The sequence below is a fragment of the Cognatishimia sp. F0-27 genome (assembly GCF_020667845.1).
GTDB lineage: Bacteria > Pseudomonadota > Alphaproteobacteria > Rhodobacterales > Rhodobacteraceae > JAFMPQ01.
This window is the reverse complement of record NZ_JAFMPQ010000057.1, coordinates 1-22955: the sequence shown is the minus strand read 5'-3', so window position 1 is coordinate 22955 and position 22955 is coordinate 1. Positions and strand designations below refer to the sequence as shown.

General features: G+C 60.6%; 17 protein-coding genes and 1 tRNA gene. 17 read left to right on the top strand and 1 reads right to left on the bottom strand.

Going from position 1 to position 22955, the window contains the following annotated elements:
• Positions 1-162 precede the first annotated feature (162 nt).
• Positions 163-238, top strand: a tRNA-Trp gene (locus J1C49_RS20525).
• A 139-nt stretch (positions 239-377) separates the two neighbouring features.
• Here the strand turns inward: J1C49_RS20525 and J1C49_RS20520 are convergent.
• The gene (locus tag J1C49_RS20520) at positions 378-2216 is read right to left on the bottom strand and encodes a hypothetical protein (protein WP_227447708.1); all 1839 of its coding nucleotides are present in this window, start codon (positions 2214-2216) and stop codon (positions 378-380) included.
• Between the two features lie 485 nt (positions 2217-2701).
• Between J1C49_RS20520 and secE the strand changes: the two genes are divergently transcribed.
• The 16 genes from secE to J1C49_RS20440 all read left to right on the top strand — a co-directional run.
• Positions 2702-2899 (top strand): preprotein translocase subunit SecE, encoded by a 198-nt coding sequence (gene secE / locus J1C49_RS20515; RefSeq protein ID WP_227447707.1) that lies wholly within the window; start codon positions 2702-2704, stop codon positions 2897-2899.
• Positions 2900-3082: 183 nt separating this feature from the next.
• A complete protein-coding gene (gene nusG, locus J1C49_RS20510; protein WP_227447706.1) occupies positions 3083-3616 on the top strand; it encodes a transcription termination/antitermination protein NusG in 534 nt (177 codons plus the stop codon).
• Between the two features lie 82 nt (positions 3617-3698).
• Entirely contained in the window at positions 3699-4112 is a 414-nt protein-coding gene (locus J1C49_RS20505) for a GFA family protein (protein WP_227447705.1), read from the top strand.
• 216 nt (positions 4113-4328) lie between these two features.
• A complete protein-coding gene (gene rplK, locus J1C49_RS20500; protein ID WP_227447704.1) occupies positions 4329-4778 on the top strand; it encodes a 50S ribosomal protein L11 in 450 nt (149 codons plus the stop codon).
• A 1-nt stretch (position 4779) separates the two neighbouring features.
• Entirely contained in the window at positions 4780-5478 is a 699-nt protein-coding gene (rplA, locus tag J1C49_RS20495) for a 50S ribosomal protein L1 (RefSeq protein ID WP_227447703.1), read from the top strand.
• A 147-nt stretch (positions 5479-5625) separates the two neighbouring features.
• Complete coding sequence (locus J1C49_RS20490; RefSeq protein ID WP_227447702.1) at positions 5626-6138, top strand: molybdopterin-dependent oxidoreductase; 513 nt, start codon at positions 5626-5628, stop codon at positions 6136-6138.
• 19 nt (positions 6139-6157) lie between these two features.
• On the top strand, positions 6158-7939 hold the full coding sequence (locus J1C49_RS20485) for an ATP-binding protein (RefSeq protein WP_227447701.1): 1782 nt from the start codon (positions 6158-6160) through the stop codon (positions 7937-7939).
• A 405-nt stretch (positions 7940-8344) separates the two neighbouring features.
• Positions 8345-8863 (top strand): 50S ribosomal protein L10, encoded by a 519-nt coding sequence (gene rplJ, locus J1C49_RS20480; protein WP_227447700.1) that lies wholly within the window; start codon positions 8345-8347, stop codon positions 8861-8863.
• 75 nt (positions 8864-8938) lie between these two features.
• Positions 8939-9319: a 50S ribosomal protein L7/L12 gene (gene rplL, locus J1C49_RS20475; protein WP_227447699.1), complete on the top strand. Its 381-nt coding sequence runs from the start codon at positions 8939-8941 to the stop codon at positions 9317-9319.
• A gap of 281 nt (positions 9320-9600) precedes the next feature.
• The gene (rpoB, locus tag J1C49_RS20470; protein ID WP_227447698.1) at positions 9601-13737 is read left to right on the top strand and encodes a DNA-directed RNA polymerase subunit beta; all 4137 of its coding nucleotides are present in this window, start codon (positions 9601-9603) and stop codon (positions 13735-13737) included.
• 90 nt (positions 13738-13827) lie between these two features.
• Positions 13828-18081 carry a DNA-directed RNA polymerase subunit beta' gene (gene rpoC / locus J1C49_RS20465; RefSeq protein ID WP_227447697.1) on the top strand — a complete coding sequence of 1418 codons (4254 nt, stop codon included), beginning with the start codon at positions 13828-13830 and terminating at the stop codon, positions 18079-18081.
• Between the two features lie 270 nt (positions 18082-18351).
• Positions 18352-19248: a DMT family transporter gene (locus J1C49_RS20460; protein WP_227447696.1), complete on the top strand. Its 897-nt coding sequence runs from the start codon at positions 18352-18354 to the stop codon at positions 19246-19248.
• 494 nt (positions 19249-19742) lie between these two features.
• Positions 19743-20114, top strand: coding sequence for a 30S ribosomal protein S12 (gene rpsL / locus J1C49_RS20455; protein WP_054000841.1), 372 nt, complete (start codon positions 19743-19745; stop codon positions 20112-20114).
• Positions 20115-20126: 12 nt separating this feature from the next.
• Entirely contained in the window at positions 20127-20597 is a 471-nt protein-coding gene (gene rpsG / locus J1C49_RS20450; RefSeq protein WP_227447695.1) for a 30S ribosomal protein S7, read from the top strand.
• Between the two features lie 39 nt (positions 20598-20636).
• Positions 20637-22754, top strand: a complete 2118-nt coding sequence (gene fusA, locus J1C49_RS20445) for an elongation factor G (protein WP_227447694.1) — start codon at positions 20637-20639, stop codon at positions 22752-22754.
• 106 nt (positions 22755-22860) lie between these two features.
• Positions 22861-22955, top strand: a 95-nt coding sequence (locus J1C49_RS20440) for a GTP-binding protein (protein WP_227446961.1), incomplete at its 3' end; no start/stop codon positions are given.

Below are 22955 nucleotides of genomic sequence, written 5' to 3'. Positions count from 1 at the left end.
CCCCGCAAGCGCAGGGTTTTGTTTCAGCCACGCTCCCTGCCGTGAGCCATCGCGCGCGGTTCGTGCGCTTTGTGACACCAGGGGAAGATGGATTTCGGGCCTTTCGGTACGAATACCCTCTTGATTTCGGTGAAGCGCTGTCGTAGCCCGTCACTCGGCCTTAGGGGTATAGCTCAGCTGGTAGAGCGACGGTCTCCAAAACCGTAGGTCGCGGGTTCGAACCCTGCTGCCCCTGCCATCCTCATTTCAGCGGTCAACGACGCGGCGTCGCGTATCACTCGTAGAGCGTGCGAGAGATTTGTCAGTACTGCGGGATGGCTTGCAGCACCTGATTGGACGGTCTCGTCAACCGCATGGTTGGATGGCAGGCGGGGGGCTTAAAATGCAAGATCCTCAGCTGTGCAACCTGCTAGGGCGAGAAGATCGAAACGCATGTGAAGCTGGTCTGTGTCGGACTGTGAGGCTGACTTGTATGTGGCATCGACGCGAAGGCCCGGGACAGTCACAAGCGTCGAGTCGTGCTCGGTCACCGTCTCATCGGCGGCGTCATTGCGGATTGCGAATATAAAGCTGTCTCCCTCCTGCTCCGGGATCTCGGCAGTCAGGCCCCAAGGGGAGGCGGTCGCAGAGACCGAATCCATGCCAGAGAAAGACGCGGCCGCGTCCTGATCAGCATGGGCGCCGTCGGTTTCCGTTCTGCGGAGCGTGCTGGCGGGTTGTGAGCCTGCGGGCGCAAAGCGGATGCTGTCTGTTGTCAAGAGTGAGCGGTTGGCGACGGTGTCCCAAAGACCATGCAGAATGACTCCATCGCTGCCCCAATCGAGCATGACGGCGGTATTGTTCCAGACAGGCTGTATCCGGATTTGGTCGAGGGAAGAAACGCCTTGAGCGTTGAGATCGAGAATGTCCTCGCCGGGTGAAAAGCCGACTATCACGTCGCGCAACCCGTCGTCGGACCATAGGGAAATGAAATCCGATCCCGCGCCGCCGATAATGGTATCCTGGCCCTGCCCGTCGACGATGACATCGTGACCGCTTCCGGCCACGATCAGCTTATCGCCAATGCCGTCCTCCTCGACGGCGGCCCGCGAAATGAAGTCGTCTCCTTCAGTGCCGGAGACGGTGCGGGTATTCTCGGCGATCAGGCTGGATGCCTCGCGCTGAGACACGGCGAGCGGTTCGGCCGGTCCGAGCGGCGGCGCAGTGGGGGTGACCACCGGCGCGGTAGGAGTGACCACCGGCGTGTCCGGGACGGGCTCATCTGGAGGTGCGGTGGATGGCTCCGGTACCGGCGGCACCGGGACCTCAGGCGGCGGATCGGAGTCTACCGGATCTGGAGCGATCGGGTCCGGCTCCGTGCTAGGCGGATCGACCGGCGCCTCGGACGCGCTTGCGCCCTCGATGTCGACGCGCGTATCGATAAACGAGAGAATTGCTTCGAAATTTGCCGAGATTGCCGGATGGACGCTGTCTGGAATTCTGAAGCTTTCTGGCGGCGTCGTTCCGTATAGTGCGGTAAAGTGGATAAGGGCCGCCAGGAAGTAAAGGCTTGGCGTCCCGTGGGGTGCATTGTCCGAAAACAGGTCGGTGAGGGGAATGCCGGTCAAGCCAAGACCCGGATCGGTCAAAAGCTCCCCAAGGATCGGGCCGACTTCGACCATGACGATATCGGCATTGGGCCGTGCAGATTGAAGCGCATCAACATAATCGAGCCACCATCGATGGAAGTCTCCCTGCATGAAGCGCACATAGTCACCGAACTCTTCACGGCTCGGAGGCCAGCCCTGAACAAATGGCGCCATGTCCGGCCAGTTTTCATAGATGACAATCCGCGCACCAGGTTCGGCCGCCAGCGCCCGGTCGATGATTGTCAGCGTTGCAGAGATTGGGGTGGTCCCCGGTTCATTGTAGTAGGGCGCATCGGGCGGCTGGTATTGAATGAAGTTCCCGGCGGTGATGGTGATATGCGTGAAATTCGCGGATCCAAACGACGCGCCACCCTCCTCGTTCCACGGGTTGCGAATGCCGGCAAAGCCCCATTGTGCGGTGGGGCCGCCATTGTCATGGCCTGTCAGGAACCCGTATTGCCCAGTGAAGGCGTAGCTGTCGCCCGCCGCATTGGCAAAAGCGTTCATCCACCAGGGCACGGCGGTGGCAGGCGTGTCGGACGCATGGTTGATCAGGCTATGGCCAAAAACATATTCGCGAACTGGCATTCTGCGGCGTTCCTTGCAGGGGCTGTGTGAATGGGGCGAGCGAGCGCAGGCGGTTGTGCAGCGACCTCACGGATGCGACGCATTGGCGCCGGTGATCGCAAACTGCCCGGTTTGATGGCGCAGCACCGTCACCCGCGTGATCCGGACCGGCCGATCCGTATGGCGGACAAACGTCGTTCCCAAGTGAAATGGGGCTACGACAATGCGAAGCTCACCACGGTATTGTGTCGACATCGGTGACAATAACGGACGCGGATTAACGAGCCCCAAACATCGGGCGGTTTTCCGGATCACGGTTAGCAAATCCTGAACGATCGCAAACGCGCGGTGCGCTGCACTTGCGGGGCCAGGCTTGTCGGCAGGCCAAGATCTGCGTCAGGCGGGCAACGCTGTGCGCTCTGAGCAGGCTGTCTTGTGCTCGCCCCTTGTGCTGACGCTGTCCTGCGCGTAGATGAAGCGTCAGATTCATCCGAGAATAGAGATCCATGGCTCGCACCAACCCTCTCCAGTTCATCCAGCAAGTCCGCGCAGAAGTTGCAAAGGTTGTTTGGCCGACCCGTCGCGAAGTGACGCTGACCACCATCATGGTCTTTATCATGGCCGCCCTGACGGCGGTCTTCTTTGCGCTTGTCGATCTGTTGATCCGATCGGGTTTGCAGGGAATCCTGTCCATCTTCGGCTGACAGGCGAGCCGCAGTGCGTGACCGGGCTTGAAATCGCGCGCGCACGCGGCTAGGGACGCTACAGTTTCGGAGGCGTGCGCGATACAGAGTGGCACGCCATTTTTTATCCCCCCAGAGGATTGGCAACATCCACAGGGGCATGGCAAGGCCCGGGTGAAACCGGCACAAACGAGGTGAAGCCAGATGGCAAAGCGGTGGTATTCGGTCAGCGTCCTCTCGAATTTCGAGAAGAAGATTGCCGAACAGATCCGGACGTCGGTCGAAGAAAACGGTCTTGAGGACCAGATCGACGAGGTTCTGGTTCCGACCGAAGAGGTCATCGAGGTGCGTCGGGGCAAAAAGGTCACGACGGAGCGGCGTTTCATGCCCGGATACGTTCTGGTGCACATGGAGATGTCGGATCAGGGCTATCACCTGATCAACGGGATCAACCGCGTAACCGGCTTTCTCGGTCCTCAGGGGCGCCCAATGCCGATGCGTGATGCCGAGGTCGAGGCGATCCTTGGACGGGTGCAGGAAAACGAAGACGCGCCGCGCACCGTGATCCATTTCGACGTGGGCGAAAAGGTCAAGGTCACCGATGGTCCGTTCGAGGGGTTCGACGGAATGGTCGAAGGGGTCGATCAGGACAACCAGCGCCTGCGGGTGTCCGTATCCATCTTTGGCCGTGAAACGCCGGTCGAGTTGGAGTTTACCCAGGTCTCCAAGGAAATCTGACGCCGGTTCCCGGCGGTTTTCTCCGCCATGGCGCCGAGAAACGGCTAGGCTGCTTCAAGCGATCATTGAAGGAGTCGGGCTCATGGCAGAATACAAGGCGCAGTGTTTTTGCGGTTCGGTGCGTTTGAGCGTAGCCGGCGATCCGGTTCTTCAGTGCTATTGCCATTGCATGACATGTCGAGCCTTTTCGGGCGCAGCGTTCACATCGGTCGTGTTGTGGCCAACCGAACAGGTTCGCTTCGATGACGGCCAGGCTCTGGTTCATCGTTTCCGCAGGGAAGATCGTCCTTCTTTCCGTCTTTCTTGCACCGCATGTGGCGGCGCGCTCGGGTCTGAGTTGCCGCATCTTGCGATGACCGACATCTATGCTGGCCTTGTTCCCGGATTCTCGTTCGAACCGACATACCACATCAATTATGAACACGCGGTGTTCCCGATCCGCGAGGTCTCCCAAAGTTCAAGGATATGCCGGAGCGGGCAGGCGGGTCCGGTCTGACGCCGCCGGAATAGAAGGCTGCCCGTTCGTCGCAAGGGCGCGATGCGCGGGGCTCTGGCAACAGCCTTGCGCTTTCCCCCGACGGGGTGTAGAGCGCGCGGAGCCGCAGATGCGGTGCATATCGTGGGAGGCGAGGATGTCGCGATATCCGGACCTGACCACGCAACATGAAATCCGCGAAGACGCGTCTTCGGGGTGTTGAAAAGGAGATAGCCGATGGCCAAGAAGCTCGCCGGCAAGATGAAGCTGCAGATCCCTGCAGGCAAAGCCAATCCCAGCCCGCCCGTGGGTCCCGCATTGGGTCAGCGCGGGATCAACATCATGGAATTCTGCAAGGCGTTCAACGCACGCACGCAGGAGATGGAGCCCGGTGCGCCGTGCCCGACCGTGATCACCTATTATCAGGACAAGTCCTTCACCATGGACATCAAGACGCCGCCCGCGTCTTACTACCTGAAGAAAGCGGCCGGTCTGAAGCCTGTTGGCAAACGCAACCGTCCGCGTGGCGCGGAAGCGCCCGGCCGCGAGACCGTCGCCAGCGTGACCGTCAAGCAGGTTCGCGAAATCGCGGAAGCCAAGATGAAAGATCTCTCGGCCAACGACGTCGATCAGGCCATGAAAATCATCGTGGGCTCGGCAAAATCCATGGGCATCGAGGTTAAGTAAGATGGCAAAACTCGGAAAGCGCGCTCGCGCCGCACGCGAAGCCTTTGCAGGCAAGGAAAACGTGTCTGTCGAAGAGGCCGTGACCCTCATCAAGTCGAACTCGAACACCAAGTTCGACGAGACCGTCGAAATCGCGATGAATCTCGGTGTCGATCCGCGGCATGCAGACCAGATGGTCCGCGGCGTGGTCGGTCTGCCCAACGGAACCGGCAAGACGGTCCGTGTTGCGGTCTTTGCCCGCGGCCCCAAGGCTGACGAGGCCAAGGAAGCCGGTGCGGATATCGTCGGTGCCGAAGACCTGATGGAAACGGTCCAGGGCGGCACGATCGAATTCGACCGCTGCATCGCGACACCGGACATGATGCCGATCGTCGGTCGTCTGGGTAAGGTGCTCGGGCCGCGTAACCTGATGCCGAATCCGAAAGTCGGCACCGTGACCATGGATGTGGCGGAAGCCGTGAAAGCAGCCAAGGGCGGTCAGGTTCAGTTCAAGGCCGAGAAGGCCGGTGTGGTGCACGCGGGCGTTGGTAAGGTGTCTTTCGACGAAAAGCAGCTCGTCGAGAACATCCGCGCCTTCGTGGCGGCTGTGTCCGCCGCCAAGCCAAGCGGATCGAAAGGCACCTATATGAAGAAGATCGCTCTGAGCTCTTCCATGGGTCCGGGTGTGACGGTTGACGTGGTCGACGCCACAGGCAACTAAACGGCGATCAATCGCAATTTGAAGTAAAGGGCGGGCCATGGGTCCGCCCTTTTGCCGTCTGGAAAGCTCTCGTTAAACACTGGGCCCCTACACTCGATTCTGGGTCTTGAAGCAGGTCGTACTTGGCCTTTGAGCGAGGAGGTGCATATGCGGGATTTGTTTTTTCGCTTGGTTCTGGTTGTGGTGGCCTTGATGGGTGGTCCCCTTCACGCGGTGGAATTGCCTGAACCGCGTGGCCCGGTGGTTTTGACGATCACGTTTTCAAACGATCTCTCTCAAGCGGCGCAGTCAGGTCCGATCGCGCTTGACCGGGAGGCTATGGCAAGCCTCGACTGGCAGGAAATCGTAACCCACACATCCTTTACCGAAGGACCGCAGCGTTTCGCGGGGCCAACGCTTGCATCGCTGCTCGAGGCGTTGAACATTCGCTCTGGATCGTTGCGCGCGCAGGCGATCAACGACTATTCGGTGACCATTCCGGTCGAGCATGCCTGGAGGCACGCCGTTCTGTTGGCGATGGAACATAACGGTGCGCGGATGCGGGTTCGCGACAAGGGTCCGATCTGGGTGGTGTATCCGCTGGAGGCTCATGAAACGGATGCCAAGCCGTTCGATCATGAAATGATCTGGCAGCTCAACCGCCTGTCCGTCCATCCATGAAACGCCCCCGCTGCCCGGTGTGATCAAACATCTGTCCAATCATGCGCGCACCATTCGCGCGATGCTTGCCGCTGGCGTCGCGGTAACCTTGCTCGTCGTGTTCATCATGAAGGACCGTGCAAGCGAACGTGAGACACTGGAGACGATCTACTCGGTTCACGCAACGCTTTGGAAGATGAACGAGCTGATCTTCGAAAGCCAGCGCATGTCGCGCGACCTGTCGGATTACGCTGCCGGTTTGGCGACGCATCAGGTGGTCCAGCAGCGTTTCGAGATTCTTTGGAGCCGGTTGAGTGTTCTCGAGGCAACAAAGGTTGGTGACTGGGCCGACATCCGAATCCTGCTTGAAGCCTATAGGGCGTTTCTTGAAATGGAGGAGCCGCTTCTGTTCGAGCGCGGCGTTATTCCTCTGAGGGATGTCCAGCGTCTCAAGCATACGCTCGACGCCATGGCCACGCGCGCGCGTCAGGTTTACAGCGACACATTTGCCGACGACATGGCGGCTGTGACGGCATTGAATCAGTCTCGAGACGATTCCAACACCGGACTATACCGCATCGCGACCGTGGTTTTGATCGTCATGCTCATGGTCTATGTGGTGGCCGAGGTGTTTGCAGCCAGCAAGGCGCAATCGCGGGAAGCGCGGCTGCACGCCGCAGCGGCACAGGCAAGCATCGCCAAGTCTCAAATCGTGGCAAATGTCAGCCACGAGGTGCGCACGCCTCTGAACGGAATTCTCGCGATGGCTGACGAATTGCTGGAGAAGCAGACCGGATCTGAGCACATCCGCGCAATCGAGGTGATCAGGCATTCAGGTCGGTTGTTGCTCTCGACCATCAACGATCTTCTGGACTTGTCGAAGGCAGAGGCGGGACAATTCTCGACCGAGGCGCGCCCGTTTTCCTTGCTGCCGGTGATGGAAACGGCATGTGCGCTGTATTCCAAACAAGCGCGCGACAAAAAGCTGGCTTTGCACATGCAGATCCAGCCCGGGCTTGCGGAGCGCTTCTTCGGTGACGATCGCAGGCTTCAGCAGGTCCTCCACAATCTGGTCGCAAATGCTGTGAAGTTTACCGAGGCCGGAAGCATTCAGGTCGCCGCAAAACCGGGGCCGGACGGCAAGGGGTTGGAAATATCGGTGTCCGACACGGGCCCGGGTATTCCGATCGAGGCTCAGGACCGGATCTTCGAGCCATTTGTGCAGGCGGATCCAACAGTGACTCGCCGCTATGGGGGAACCGGTCTCGGGCTCGCGATCTCCCGACAGATCTCCGAAGCTTTGGGCGGTAGTCTCACGGTTGCAAGCGCGCCGTCGAAAGGGGCGGTCTTTCATTGTTTCCTTCCTTTCGAAGCCTATCAATCGGCTGAAAAAGTTGTAACGAACATGCCACCGCCGTCACTTGCGCTGGACAAGGATTGGCCCATCCTGGTTGCGGATGACAATGCCACGAACCGGTTCATTATGGACCGTTTCTTGGCGGATACCGGGGCTGACTTGCACTTCGTGCAAAACGGGAAGGAAGCCATCGAAGCCGCGTCACGCATGCGCTTTGGGATCATCTTCATGGATGTGCAGATGCCGATCATGGACGGTGTGACCGCCACGCGCCGCATCCGGGAGGCCGAGGCCGTTGCCGGTCTGGCCCCTGTGCCGGTTATCGCGGTGACAGCCAACGTGCAGTCTTTTCAGAACAATGCCTACCGCGAAGCTGGCATGACACATGTGATTGGAAAACCGGTCACCAAGGACGGTGTCCGGGAAGTCCTGATGCGATTTGCACCGCAACGGGATGTTGCGTAGGGGCGCCTTTCTGCGCAACAAAGGCTTCTCGGAGAGCGGGCTTTTTCACGTGGCGGCCCAACAGGGCGCGGTTGATTTTGGCAGCAAGGTATCCCGCGCCGATGCAGCGGCTCAAAGCCCGCCCAATGGGCTTGGCAATCTTGTCTATTCGCGATATCCGAAGTTTCGAGGGCAGCTTGTGATTCGCAGGCTGCCTTCATTTCGTCCGAGACGGTGGGCTGGCTTTGTCTCCTTTTCAGGTGTGCTGCCACTAAGTCCTGCCCGAGACGGGAAGAGACATCTCTCCAGCCTGCGCGATGCGCGGCGACCGACGATGTGACGACCCGATCGGACTTTGTGGTCGAGATGACAGTCTCGACCGGAACGAGCCGGAGGGGTCTCCCCTCCATCACTTGGAGTAGAACTGTGGATAGAGCCCAGAAAGAGAAAGTGGTCGAGGAACTCGGCCAGATCTTTGAAAGCTCTGGCGTCGTGGTGGTTTCCCGCTACGAAGGTCTCACGGTTGCCGAGATGCAGGACCTTCGCGGGCGCGCACGTGCCGCAGAAGCGTCGGTTCGCGTCGCCAAGAACAGGCTCGCCAAGATTGCCCTGAAAGACAGCCCGTGCGAGAGCATCGGGGGTCTTCTCGAGGGCATGACCGTTCTGACCTATTCCGAAGACCCCGTGGCAGCTGCCAAGGTGGTTGAGGATTTCGCCAAGGAAAACAAGAAATTCGAGATCCTTGGCGGGAACATGGGCGGAACGGCTCTGGACCGGGCCGGTGTCGAGGCCGTGTCGAAAATGCCGTCGCGCGAGGAGCTTATCGCTTCCATCGTGGGCTGCATCGGCGCACCCGCTTCCAACATCGCCGGCGCTATTGGCGCACCTGCATCGAACATCGCATCCATCTTGTCCACGATCGAGGAAAAGGCGGAAGCGGCGTAAGGCAGCTTTCAGGACCGACGTGGGGTTGAATCCTCGACGTTGGAACACATCTAATGCAACGGAAAGAGTCTCAAAATGGCTGATCTCAAAGCACTTGCCGAGCAAATCGTGGGTCTGACCCTGCTCGAAGCACAAGAACTGAAAACCATCCTCAAGGACGAATACGGCATCGAGCCCGCAGCTGGCGGCGCGGTCATGATGGCGGGTCCTGCTGGCGACGCCGGTGGCGCAGCCGAGGAAGAGCAAACAGAATTTGACGTGATCCTCAAAGCCGCAGGCGACAAGAAGATCAACGTCATCAAGGAAGTCCGTGGCATCACCGGTCTTGGCCTGAAAGAAGCCAAGGAACTGGTTGAAGCCGGTGGCAAGGCCGTCAAGGAAGGCGTTTCCAAGGACGAAGCCGAGGAAATCAAGAAGAAGCTCGAAGAAGCAGGCGCTGAAGTCGAGCTCAAGTAATCGCACGCGTGGCGATGACTTCCCCGGCAACCGGGGGTTGAAATTTTGGGCTGGATCGGGTGAAAACCCGGTCCAGTCGAACCTGTCTTGGAAAGCCTCACCGCGTCGCGACCAATGCGCGATGGTTCAGGGGGGCTTTCATGGGCGAGGTTCGAGGATCGGGAGGTGTCCGGTGGGACGGACGCCAGGTATTGATCTTTGTATTTCGCTGTCTCTGAGAGGCGATGCCGATGCCCGACGGCATGGTCTTTCATCGAGAACCCGGAAAGGTGACTACTCTCATGGCGCAAAGCTTCCTTGGACAAAAACGTCTCCGGAGATACTACGGCAAGATCCGCGAAGTGCTGGAAATGCCGAACCTCATTGAGGTCCAGAAATCCAGCTACGAACTCTTTCTTCAATCCGGCGACCAGCCGGAGCCTATGGACGGCGAAGGCATCAAGGGCGTTTTCCAGTCCGTCTTTCCGATCAAGGATTTCAACGAAACCAGTGTTCTCGAGTTTGTGGATTACGAACTCGAAAAGCCGAAATACGACGTCGAAGAGTGCATGCAGCGCGACATGACCTACAGCGCGCCGCTGAAGGTGACACTGCGTCTGATCGTGTTTGATGTCGATGAGGACACGGGCGCGAAATCCGTCAAGGATATCAAGGAACAGGACGTCTTCATGGGCGATATGCCCCTGATGACGCCCAACGGCACTTTCATCGTGAACGGCACCGAGCGGGTCATCGTTTCCCAGATGCACCGGTCGCCCGGTGTGTTCTTCGATCACGACAAGGGCAAGACCCACAGCTCGGGCAAGCTGCTCTTTGCATGCCGGATCATTCCTTATCGCGGGTCGTGGCTCGATTTCGAATTTGACGCCAAGGACATCGTGTTCGCGCGGATCGACCGCCGCCGAAAGCTGCCGGTGACAACGCTCCTTTACGCCCTGGGTCTCGACCAGGAAGCGATCATGGATGCCTATTACAACACCGTGTCCTACGAACTGCGGAAGGGCGAAGGTTGGGCGACCCGGTTCTTCCCGGAACGTGTCCGCGGCACGCGGCCGGCCTTCGATCTGGTCGACGCCGATAGCGGTGAAGTGATTGCGGAAGCCGGCAAGAAAGTAACGCCGCGCGCCGTCAAGAAGCTGATCGACGAGGGCAAGGTCGAGAACCTTCTGGTGCCTTTCGAGCACATTGTCGGCAAGTTCGTTGCCAAGGACATCATCAACGAAGAAACCGGCGCGATCTATGTCGAGGCCGGTGACGAGTTGACATGGACCGTCGACAAGGATGGCGAAGTGACCGGGGGCACGCTCAAGGAGCTGGTCGATGCCGGTGTCACGGAGATCCCCGTGCTCGACATCGACAATGTCACGGTTGGTCCGTACATGCGCAACACCATGGCCGCGGACAAGAACCTCGGTCGCGACACGGCCCTGATGGATATCTACCGCGTCATGCGCCCGGGCGAGCCGCCCACCGTCGAAGCGGCCTCGGCACTGTTCGACACCCTGTTCTTTGACGGCGAGCGCTACGATCTCTCTGCTGTGGGCCGGGTCAAGATGAACATGCGTCTTGCGCTCGACAAGCCGGATACCCAGCGTACGCTGGACCGCGAGGATATCGTGGCCTGTATTCGTGCGCTGGTGGAACTGCGTGACGGGCGTGGCGATATCGATGACATCGACCACCTCGGCAACCGCCGGGTGCGGTCCGTCGGCGAGCTGATGGAAAACCAGTACCGCGTCGGTCTGCTGCGGATGGAGCGCGCCATCAAGGAGCGCATGTCCTCGGTCGAGATCGACACGGTGATGCCGCAGGACCTGATCAACGCCAAGCCGGCAGCCGCCGCGGTGCGTGAGTTCTTTGGCTCATCGCAGCTGTCGCAGTTCATGGACCAGACCAACCCGCTCTCGGAAGTGACGCACAAGCGTCGCTTGTCGGCGCTCGGGCCGGGCGGCCTCACGCGGGAACGCGCGGGCTTCGAGGTGCGTGACGTGCACCCGACCCACTATGGCCGGATGTGTCCGATCGAAACGCCGGAAGGCCCGAATATCGGTCTCATCAACAGCCTCGCGACCTTCGCCCGCGTGAACAAGTATGGTTTCATCGAGACGCCGTATCGCGTGGTCAAGGATGGTCAGGTGACGGACGAAGTGCACTACATGTCCGCCACCGAAGAAATGCGCCACACGATCGCTCAGGCGAACGCCAATATCGATGAGAACGGCAAGTTCGTGAACGAGATGGTCAACACCCGCCAGTCGGGTGACTACACGCTCGCGCCGAACGAAAGCGTTGACCTTATCGACGTCTCGCCCAAGCAGTTGGTTTCCGTTGCCGCGTCGCTGATCCCGTTCCTCGAGAACGACGACGCGAACCGCGCTCTGATGGGCTCTAACATGCAACGTCAGGCAGTGCCGACCCTGCGATCCGAAGCGCCGCTTGTGGGCACGGGCATCGAAGAGGTCGTCGCCCGCGATTCCGGCGCCGCGATCACCGCGCGCCGTGCCGGTGTTGTCGATCAGGTGGACGCAAGCCGGATCGTGATCCGGGCGACCGAAGATCTCGAACTGGGCGATGCGGGTGTGGACATCTTCCGCATGCGCAAGTTCCAGCGGTCGAACCAGAACACCTGCATCAACCAGCGTCCGCTGGTGAAGGTGGGTGACACCGTTCGCAAGGGTGAGGTCATCGCGGACGGTCCGTCCACGGATATGGGGGAACTGGCGCTCGGCAAGAACGTCGTCGTCGCCTTCATGCCATGGAATGGCTACAACTACGAAGACTCGATCCTGATCTCCGAGCGCATCGCGCGTGACGACGTGTTCACCTCGATCCATATCGAGGAATTCGAAGTCGCCGCACGCGATACCAAGCTCGGGCCGGAAGAGATCACGCGCGACATTCCCAATGTCGGCGAGGAAGCTCTGCGCAATCTCGACGAGGCGGGCATTGTCTATATCGGTGCCGATGTGGAGCCGGGCGACATTCTCGTGGGCAAGATCACTCCGAAGGGCGAAAGCCCGATGACGCCGGAAGAAAAGCTCCTCCGCGCCATCTTCGGTGAGAAAGCCTCCGACGTGCGCGATACCTCGCTGCGGGTGAAGCCGGGCGACTACGGCACGGTTGTCGAAGTGCGCGTTTTCAACCGTCACGGCGTCGAAAAGGACGAGCGTGCGTTGCAGATCGAGCGCGAAGAGATCGAGAGCCTCGCGCGCGACCGCGACGACGAGCTGGCGATCCTCGACCGCAACATCTATGCGCGCCTGCGTTCCATGATCGAAGGCAAGATCGCGGTGAAGGGCCCCAAGGGCGTGAAGCCGAACTCGGAAATCAACGCCGACCTGCTTGACAGTCTGACCCGTGGTCAGTGGTGGCAGCTGGCGCTGGAAGACGAGGACGATGCCAAGATCGTCGAGGCTTTGCACGACCAGTACGAAGTGCAAAAGCGCACGCTGGACGCGCGCTTCGAGGACAAGGTCGAAAAGGTCCGTCGCGGCGACGATCTGCCCCCGGGTGTGATGAAGATGGTCAAGGTTTTCGTGGCTGTGAAGCGCAAGCTGCAGCCCGGCGACAAGATGGCCGGTCGTCACGGCAACAAGGGCGTGATTTCCAAGGTGGTCCCGATGGAGGACATGCCGTTCCTCGAGGATGGCACACCGGTCGATTTCTGCCTCAACCCGCTGGGCGTGCCGTCGCGTATGAACGTCGGTCAGATCCTTGAAACCCACATGGGCTGGGCCGCGCGCGGCCTTGGCGTGCGGATCGACGAGGCGCTGGCCGATTACCGGCGCTCGGGCGATCTGACACCGGTGCGCGAAGCGCTGCGCATTGCCTATGGTGACGAGGTCTACGAAGAAGGCCTCAAGGATCTGGACGAGGGTCAACTCGTTGAAGCGGCCAGCAATGTCACCCATGGTGTGCCGATTGCGACGCCGGTCTTTGACGGCGCAAAGGAAGCGGATGTGAACGATGCGCTGACCCGCGCCGGGTTCGACACGTCGGGCCAGTCGCGGCTCTTTGACGGGCGCACGGGCGAGGAGTTCTCGCGCCGCGTGACCGTGGGCGTGAAGTATCTGCTCAAGCTGCACCACCTCGTGGACGACAAGATCCACGCGCGCTCGACGGGCCCGTACTCGCTCGTCACCCAGCAGCCGCTGGGCGGCAAGGCACAGTTCGGTGGCCAGCGCTTCGGTGAGATGGAAGTCTGGGCGCTGGAAGCATATGGCGCGGCCTACACGCTGCAAGAGATGCTGACGGTGAAGTCGGATGACGTCGCAGGCCGGACCAAGGTCTATGAAAGCATCGTAAAGGGTGAGGACAATTTCGAGGCCGGCGTACCGGAATCGTTCAACGTTCTCGTCAAGGAGGTCCGGGGTCTGGGCCTCAACATGGAACTCCTGGATGCGGAGGAAGACGAGTAACCGCAGGACAGCACGCTGCTCCGCGCGACCGGCGCGGGGCAGGGGCTCTCCAGCCACTCTTTCCTCTGCCCGAATGCTCAAGGATTCAAAATGAACCAGGAACTGACCAACAACCCGTTCAATCCGCTCACACCGCAAAAGGTCTTTGACGAGATCAAGGTGTCGCTGGCGTCGCCGGAACGGATCCTCTCGTGGTCCTTCGGTGAGATCAAGAAGCCCGAGACCATCAACTACCGGACGTTCAAGCCCGAGCGTGACGGCCTGTTCTGCGCGCGTATCTTTGGCCCGATCAAGGATTACGAATGCCTCTGCGGCAAATACAAGCGCATGAAATATCGCGGCGTCGTCTGCGAGAAATGCGGCGTGGAAGTCACGCTGCAGAAGGTTCGCCGCGAGCGCATGGGCCATATCGAACTGGCCGCACCCTGCGCGCATATCTGGTTCCTCAAGTCGCTGCCGTCGCGCATCGGCCTGATGCTGGACATGACCCTGCGCGATCTGGAGCGTGTGCTCTATTTCGAGAATTACGTGGTGATCGAACCGGGTCTGACCGACCTGCAATACGGGCAGATGCTGAACGAAGAGGAATTCCTCGACGCGCAGGATCAATACGGTATGGATGCCTTCACCGCCAATATCGGCGCCGAAGCGATCCGTGAAATGCTGGCCGCGATCGACCTTGAGGCCGAGGCGGAAAACCTGCGCGCCGATCTCAAGGAAGCCACGGGCGAGCTCAAGCCCAAGAAGATCATCAAGCGCCTGAAGGTTGTCGAGAGCTTCCTTGAATCCGGCAACCGCCCGGAGTGGATGGTTCTCACCGTGGTTCCGGTGATTCCGCCAGAACTGCGCCCGCTGGTGCCTCTGGATGGTGGCCGTTTCGCGACGTCCGACCTCAACGATCTCTATCGCCGCGTGATCAACCGGAACAACCGCCTCAAGCGGCTGATCGAGCTGCGCGCGCCGGACATCATCGTGCGGAACGAAAAGCGGATGTTGCAAGAATCCGTGGACGCGCTGTTTGACAATGGCCGCCGCGGCCGCGTCATCACGGGCGCCAACAAGCGTCCGCTGAAGTCGCTCTCTGACATGCTCAAGGGCAAGCAGGGCCGCTTCCGCCAGAACCTTCTCGGCAAGCGCGTCGACTTCTCCGGCCGCTCGGTGATCGTGACAGGCCCTGAACTCAAGCTGCATCAGTGCGGCCTGCCGAAGAAGATGGCGCTCGAATTGTTCAAGCCCTTCATCTACTCCCGGCTTGAGGCGAAGGGGCTTTCCAGCACGGTCAAACAGGCCAAGAAACTGGTCGAAAAGGAACGGCCCGAAGTTTGGGATATCCTCGACGAGGTCATTCGTGAGCACCCGGTTCTTCTTAACCGCGCGCCCACGCTGCACCGTCTTGGCATCCAGGCGTTCGAGCCGGTTCTGATCGAGGGCAAGGCAATCCAGCTTCACCCGCTGGTTTGTTCGGCGTTCAACGCCGACTTCGACGGCGACCAGATGGCTGTGCACGTGCCGCTTTCTCTGGAAGCCCAGCTCGAAGCGCGCGTGTTGATGATGTCGACGAACAACGTCCTGTCGCCCGCCAACGGCGCGCCGATCATCGTTCCGTCGCAGGATATGATCCTCGGTCTCTACTATACCTCCATCATGCGTGAAGGCATGAAGGGCGAAGGCATGGTTTTCTCGTCCATCGAGGAAGTGGAGCACGCGCTCAACGCGGGCGAAGTGCATCTGCACGCCAAGATCCAGGCCCGCATCAAGCAGATCGACCACGAAGGCATCGAAGTCATCAAGCGCTTCGAAACCACGCCTGGGCGGGTCCGTCTGGGCGCGTTGCTGCCGTTGAATGCCAAGGCTCCGTTCGACCTCGTCAACACGCTGTTGCGCAAGAAGGACGTGCAGAAGGTCATCGACACCGTCTACCGCTATTGCGGTCAGAAGGAGAGCGTCATCTTCTGTGACCAGATCATGACCATGGGCTTCCGCGAGGCGTTCAAGGCCGGGATCTCCTTCGGCAAGGACGACATGGTCATCCCCGAGGACAAGTGGGGCATCGTCGAGGAAACCCGCGATCAGGTGAAGGATTTCGAACAGCAGTACATGGACGGCCTGATCACGCAGGGCGAAAAGTACAACAAGGTTGTCGATGCCTGGTCGAAGTGTAACGACAAGGTGACCGAGGCGATGATGTCGACCATCTCCGCGTCGCGCACCGCTGAGGATGGCTCTGAAATGGAGCCCAACTCGGTCTACATGATGGCCCATTCCGGTGCCCGTGGTTCGGTTACTCAGATGAAGCAGCTGGGCGGGATGCGCGGCCTGATGGCGAAGCCGAACGGCGACATCATCGAGACGCCCATCATCTCGAACTTCAAGGAAGGTCTGACCGTTCTTGAATACTTCAACTCGACGCACGGCGCGCGGAAAGGTCTGTCGGACACGGCTCTGAAGACGGCGAACTCGGGGTATCTCACGCGTCGTCTGGTGGACGTGGCACAGGACTGCATCATTCGCATGCATGACTGCGGCACCGACCGCGCGATCACGGCCGAAAACGCCGTGAACGATGGCGAGGTTGTCTCCAGCCTTGGCGAGCGCGTTCTCGGACGTGTCGCGGCAGAGGACATCGTGCATCCCATGACGCAGGACGTCATCGTGGCGCATGGTCAGCTCATCGATGAGCGTATGTCCGACGCGATCGAGGAAGCCTCGGTTCAGACCGCCCGGATCCGGTCGCCGCTGACCTGCGAGGCCGAAGAGGGCGTTTGTGCCATGTGCTACGGTCGTGACCTTGCGCGGGGCACGATGGTGAACACCGGCGAGGCCGTGGGGATCATCGCGGCACAGTCGATCGGTGAGCCTGGGACACAGCTGACGATGCGGACGTTCCACATCGGTGGTGTTGCCCAGGGTGGCCAGCAATCGTTCCTCGAAGCCTCGCAAGAGGGCAAGATCGAGTTCGACAACGCCCAGACCCTCGAAAACTCCTCTGGTGACACGCTTGTCATGGGCCGCAACATGAAGCTGCGGATCATGGGAGAGGATGGTGTCGAGCGCGCCAACCACAAGCTGGGCTATGGCTCCAAACTCTGGGTCAAGGAAGGCGATACCGTCTCGCGGGGCGACAAGCTCTTCGAGTGGGATCCCTATACCCTGCCGATCATCGCGGAAGCCGACGGTGTTGCGCGCCACGTGGACCTGGTCACAGGTGTCGCGGTGCGTGACGAGGTCGACGATGCAACCGGCATGACCCAGAAGATCGTCATCGACTGGCGCGCGGCCCCCAAGGGCAACGAGCTCAAGCCGGAGATCATCCTGCAGGATGGCGACGGCGAGCCGGTGCGCAACGCGGCAGGCAATCCGATCACCTATCCCATGTCCGTCGACGCGATCCTCTCGGTCGAAGACATGGCGGATGTGAAGGCAGGCGACGTGCTCGCGCGTATCCCGCGTGAGGGCGCCAAGACGAAGGACATCACCGGTGGTCTGCCGCGTGTGGCCGAACTCTTCGAAGCCCGTCGTCCCAAGGATCACGCCATCATCGCAGAGATCGACGGCTATGTGCGCTACGGGAAAGACTACAAGAACAAGCGTCGGATCACGATTGACCCGGCCGATGACAGTCTTGAGCCGCGCGAATACATGATCCCCAAAGGTAAGCACATTCCTGTTCAGGAAGGCGATTACATCCAGAAGGGTGACTATATCATGGATGGCAATCCCGCCCCGCATGATATTCTCGCCATCATGGGGATCGAGGCGCTTGCCAACTACATGATCGACGAGGTGCAGGACGTCTACCGGCTTCAGGGCGTGAAGATCAACGACAAGCATGTCGAGGTCATCGTGCGTCAGATGCTGCAGAAGTGGGAGATCCAGGACAGCGGAGACACCACGCTTCTGAAGGGCGAGCATGTGGACAAGGCCGAGTTTGACGCTGCCAATGAAAAGGCCGTGGCCAAGGGAGGCCGTGAGGCGCAAGGCGAGCCGATCCTGCTCGGGATCACCAAGGCATCGCTGCAAACGCGGTCCTTCATCTCGGCGGCCTCCTTCCAGGAGACCACCCGGGTTCTCACCGAAGCTTCGGTGCAGGGCAAGAAGGACAAGCTTGTCGGCCTCAAGGAGAACGTGATCGTGGGTCGTCTGATCCCGGCGGGAACGGGCGGCGCCACCCAGAAGGTGCGTCGCGTGGCCTCCGATCGGGACAATGTCGTGATCGAGGCGCGTCGCGAAGAGGCGGAAGCCGCAGCGGCGCTTGCGGCCCCGGAAGCGGCCCCGACCGACGATGTGGTTGGCGGAGACGAGTTCGACACGCTGATTGTGGACACGCCGGAAAGCCGCGAATAAGCGCGCCCCCGGGACACGCAAATGACAAGGCGCTCCTGCTCACGCAGGGGCGCCTTTCTTCTTGCGGCGTGGCGTTGGGATCGGGCGCCTTGAGGGCGCAGTCACTGTCTCGCACGGCATTCCGTCACGCGGCGCCAACAAACCGTCACCGGCTTGGCGGCCCCTTGGCGCCCGCTGGTGACCGTGCCGGCGGCGCAGGGAAGGCTCCCCTGAGACGCCGGATGCGTGTGTCCACTTCCAAGCGCCACCCAAGGATGGTAGCGCAGCACCATGGCAACCCTGACAGACAACACGCGCGGTGCGCTGATCATGACGGCCTCAATGGCCTGTTTCACCTTTGGTGACACCTGTGTGAAAGCACTCGGGACCCTTGGTATGCCGCTGAGCCAGATCCTCGTGATCCGCGGGATCCTCGCAACAAGCTTTATTCTTGGTCTGGCGTGGTGGCTGGGTCAGCTGCGGTTCCGCATGTCCCGTCGCGACGCCAGTCTGGTTGCACTGCGCAGCATCGCCGAGGCCGCCGCGGCCTATTTCTTCCTAACCGCTCTGATTCACATGCCCCTGGCCAATGTCACTGCCCTGTTGCAGATGCTGCCCTTGACGGTCACGCTCGGAAGCGCCGTGTTTTTTGCGGAACCCGTGGGTTGGCGGCGATGGATGGCGATTGCCATTGGCTTTGTGGGCATGGTGCTGATCGTGCGGCCGGGAACGGAAGGATTCGATCTGCACGCGGTCTATGCCCTGATTGCAGTGTTGGGGGTGACGCTGCGAGACCTCGTGACGCGGCGCTTGTCCAAAACCGTGCCATCATTGACGGTCACGGTCTGCTCCTCTTTCGCGGTTCTGATCTTTGCCGCCATATGGTCCGTGGGGCAGGAGTGGGTCGCTGTCGATGGCAGCACCGGACTGTGGCTCCTCGGCGCAAGTGTGCTGATCATCGGGGGGTATACGTTCAGCGTGATGGTGATGCGGGTCGGGGATGTCAGCTTTACCGCGCCGTTCCGCTATACCGGTCTGGTCTGGGCGCTGTTGCTCGGCTGGCTGGTCTTCGGAGATTGGCCGTCCGAGCTCACGCTGATCGGCGCGTCGATGATCGTGGGCACCGGCCTTTTCACCTTGTGGCGGGAAAAGCGTGTGGCCCGCGCGGCGCAGCGGCCCATCTCTTGAGTGGTCAGTCCTCTGTGTGAGCGGTGCGAGCAGGGGACACCTGCCATTCGGTCCGCAGCGTGACCCCTTGAGAGAGGGGTTTGGACGGAAAATCGGGAACGCGCCGCCTATCCGGTGGTGGAAGAAACAGCGTCCTTGGGACCCTTCTCGTGCATGATCGCCGAAGCGAATTGCGGGGCTGTTGACAAGGCCTGCGACTCTCCATATACGCGCGCTTAATTCGCTCGGGATGACGTCCCGGGCGCATTTGCAGTATCGGAGCGGTCAAGATCCGGACTTCTGGTCCCGATCCTCTGGACACCCACCGTGGCGCCCTTTGAGTAAGGGGCGCATGCGGTTTTTTGCGTCGTGTGGCGCGGGCGAACAGGGCCAGACCGCAACCGAACGGTCAAAACAACCGGTGACCCGTGGACGCGCGGGGCGCCTTATCAAAACCGCACGGGGCGCTCGGCCTCCTGCACCACATATGTGAGAAGTACGGGGAAGATACCGGAATGCCCACGATCCAGCAGCTGATCCGCAAGCCGCGGCAGCCCAAAATCAAACGCTCGAAGTCGCAGCACCTTGAGCAGTGTCCGCAAAAACGGGGTGTCTGCACCCGCGTCTACACCACCACGCCGAAGAAGCCGAACTCGGCCATGCGTAAGGTGGCGAAGGTGCGTCTGACCAATGGCTACGAAGTCATCAGCTACATTCCCGGTGAAAGCCACAACCTTCAGGAGCACTCCGTGGTCCTGATCCGTGGCGGTCGTGTCAAAGACCTTCCCGGTGTGCGTTACCACATCCTGCGGGGTGTTCTGGACACGCAAGGCGTCAAGGACCGCAAGCAGCGTCGTTCGAAATACGGCGCCAAGCGTCCGAAGTAAGAGGAAGAACCCATGTCCCGTCGTCACGCTGCCGAGAAGCGCGAAGTCCTGCCCGACGCCAAGTATGGCGATACGGTGCTGACAAAATTCATGAACAACCTGATGTTTGACGGTAAGAAATCCGTCGCAGAGCGCATCGTCTATGGCGCGCTTGACCGCGTCGAAGGCAAGATCAAGCGCGCACCCGTCGAGGTGTTCCACGAGGCGCTCGACAACATCAAGCCCTCCGTCGAGGTCCGTTCCCGCCGTGTGGGTGGTGCGACCTATCAGGTGCCCGTCGAAGTGCGCCCCGAGCGCCGTGAAGCGCTGGCAATCCGCTGGCTCATCACCGCGTCCCGCGCGCGCAACGAGAACACCATGGAAGAGCGCCTTGCAGGCGAGCTCATCGACGCGGTGCAATCCCGCGGCTCCGCGGTGAAGAAGCGCGAAGACACGCACAAGATGGCCGACGCCAACAAGGCGTTCAGCCACTACCGCTGGTAAGCATTTTTACGGAATTGCAAGGACTGGAAGGACCAGACCATGGCACGCGACTACCCTCTTGATCGCTACCGGAACTTCGGGATCATGGCGCATATTGACGCCGGAAAGACCACCTGTTCCGAGCGTATCCTGTATTACACCGGCAAGTCCCACAACATCGGCGAGGTGCACGATGGTGCAGCCACGATGGACTGGATGGAGCAGGAGCAGGAACGCGGCATCACCATCACCTCCGCTGCGACGACCACGTTCTGGGAGCGCACCGAAGACGGCAAGACGGCCGACACGCCGAAGCACCGCCTGAACATCATCGACACGCCCGGCCACGTGGACTTCACCATTGAAGTCGAGCGTTCGCTGGCCGTTCTCGATGGCGCGGTGGCCGTTCTTGACGCCAACGCCGGTGTCGAGCCGCAGACAGAGACTGTCTGGCGGCAGGCGGACCGCTACAAGGTTCCGCGGATCGTGTTCGTCAACAAGATGGACAAGATCGGTGCGGACTTCTTCAACTGCGTCCACATGATCGAAGACCGCACCGGCGCCACAGCCGTCCCCGTCGGTATTCCGATCGGTGCCGAGAACGAGCTCGAAGGTCTGATCGACCTCGTGACCATGGAAGAGTGGCTCTGGCAGGGCGAAGACCTGGGCGCGTCCTGGATCAAGGCGCCGATCCGCGACAGCCTCAAGGACCTCGCCGAAGAGTGGCGCGGCAAGATGATCGAGAACGCCGTCGAAATGGACGACGACGCGATGGAGGCCTATCTTGAAGGCGAAGAGCCCGATGTGCCGACGCTGCGCAAGCTGCTCCGCAAGGGCACGCTCGCGATGGCTTTCGTGCCGGTTCTGGGCGGTTCCGCGTTCAAGAACAAAGGTGTTCAGCCGCTTTTGAACGCCGTGATCGATTACCTGCCCAGCCCGCTGGACGTGGTCGATTACATGGGCTTCAGCCCCGATGACGAGACCGAAGAGCGCAACATCGCGCGTCGCGCAGACGACGATATGGCGTTCTCCGGCCTTGCGTTCAAAATCATGAACGACCCCTTCGTCGGCTCGCTGACCTTTGTGCGCGTGTATTCGGGTACGCTCTCCAAGGGCGACACGATGCTGAACTCGACCAAGGGCAAGAAAGAGCGCGTCGGTCGTATGATGATGATGCACTCGAACAACCGCGAGGAAATCGAAGAAGCCTTTGCGGGCGACATCATCGCGCTGGGTGGCCTGAAGGACACCACGACCGGTGACACGCTTTGCGATGCCAAGGAGCCCGTCGTTCTGGAAACGATGACGTTCCCGGATCCGGTGATCGAGATCGCAGTCGAGCCCAAGACGAAGGGCGACCAGGAGAAGATGTCCCAGGGTCTGGCCCGTTTGGCCGCTGAAGACCCGTCCTTCCGCGTGGAAACCGACCTCGAAAGCGGTCAGACCATCATGAAGGGCATGGGCGAACTTCATCTCGACATCCTCGTCGATCGCCTCAAGCGCGAGTTCAAGGTCGAAGCCAATATCGGCGCGCCGCAGGTGGCCTACCGCGAGACCATCGGTCACGAGGTCGAGCACACCTATACCCACAAGAAGCAGTCTGGTGGGTCCGGTCAATTTGCCGAGGTAAAGCTGGTGATCTCGCCGACGGAGCCGGGTGAAGGCTACTCGTTCGAGAGCAAGATCGTCGGTGGTGCGGTGCCGAAGGAATACATCCCGGGTGTCGAGAAAGGCATCAAATCCGTGATGGACTCCGGTCCGCTCGCGGGCTTCCCGGTGATCGACTTCAAGGTTGCGCTGATCGACGGCAAGTTCCACGACGTGGACTCCTCCGTGCTGGCCTTCGAAATCGCGGCCCGGATGGGTATGCGTGAAGGGATGCGCAAGGCCGGTGCCAAGCTGCTCGAGCCGATGATGAAGGTCGAAGTGATCACGCCCGAGGAATACACTGGCGGGATCATCGGGGACCTCACGTCGCGGCGTGGGCAGGTGTCGGGCCAAGAGCCGCGCGGCAACGCGGTGGCCATCAACGCCTTCGTGCCGCTGGCCAACATGTTCGGCTACATCAACACGCTGCGGTCCATGTCGTCGGGTCGTGCGCAGTTTACGATGCAGTTCGACCACTACGATCCGGTTCCGCAGAACATCTCTGACGAGATCCAGGCAAAATACGCTTAAAGGGGCGGCGGGGATGTGCGGGGAAACCCGCCCGAAACCCCGCCCTACCCACCATCAGTAGGGCGGGGCTGACCCCGCCACCCACAAGACAAAGGGAGCCACTACCATGGCAAAGGAAAAGTTTGAGCGCGGCAAGCCGCATTGCAACATCGGCACGATTGGTCACGTTGACCACGGCAAGACGACGCTGACGGCGGCGAT

Bases quoted from the DNA above. Each gene is read 5' to 3' on its own strand.
- J1C49_RS20520 (WP_227447708.1), bottom strand. From the start codon at position 2,216: ATGCCAGTTCGCGAATATGTTTTTGGCCATAGCCTGATCAACCATGCG.
- secE (WP_227447707.1), top strand. From the start codon at position 2,702: ATGGCTCGCACCAACCCTCTCCAGTTCATCCAGCAAGTCCGCGCAGAA.
- nusG (WP_227447706.1), top strand. From the start codon at position 3,083: ATGGCAAAGCGGTGGTATTCGGTCAGCGTCCTCTCGAATTTCGAGAAG.
- J1C49_RS20505 (WP_227447705.1), top strand. From the start codon at position 3,699: ATGGCAGAATACAAGGCGCAGTGTTTTTGCGGTTCGGTGCGTTTGAGC.
- rplK (WP_227447704.1), top strand. From the start codon at position 4,329: ATGGCCAAGAAGCTCGCCGGCAAGATGAAGCTGCAGATCCCTGCAGGC.
- rplA (WP_227447703.1), top strand. From the start codon at position 4,780: ATGGCAAAACTCGGAAAGCGCGCTCGCGCCGCACGCGAAGCCTTTGCA.
- J1C49_RS20490 (WP_227447702.1), top strand. From the start codon at position 5,626: ATGCGGGATTTGTTTTTTCGCTTGGTTCTGGTTGTGGTGGCCTTGATG.
- rplL (WP_227447699.1), top strand. From the start codon at position 8,939: ATGGCTGATCTCAAAGCACTTGCCGAGCAAATCGTGGGTCTGACCCTG.
- rpoB (WP_227447698.1), top strand. From the start codon at position 9,601: ATGGCGCAAAGCTTCCTTGGACAAAAACGTCTCCGGAGATACTACGGC.
- rpoC (WP_227447697.1), top strand. From the start codon at position 13,828: ATGAACCAGGAACTGACCAACAACCCGTTCAATCCGCTCACACCGCAA.
- J1C49_RS20460 (WP_227447696.1), top strand. From the start codon at position 18,352: ATGGCAACCCTGACAGACAACACGCGCGGTGCGCTGATCATGACGGCC.
- rpsL (WP_054000841.1), top strand. From the start codon at position 19,743: ATGCCCACGATCCAGCAGCTGATCCGCAAGCCGCGGCAGCCCAAAATC.
- rpsG (WP_227447695.1), top strand. From the start codon at position 20,127: ATGTCCCGTCGTCACGCTGCCGAGAAGCGCGAAGTCCTGCCCGACGCC.
- fusA (WP_227447694.1), top strand. From the start codon at position 20,637: ATGGCACGCGACTACCCTCTTGATCGCTACCGGAACTTCGGGATCATG.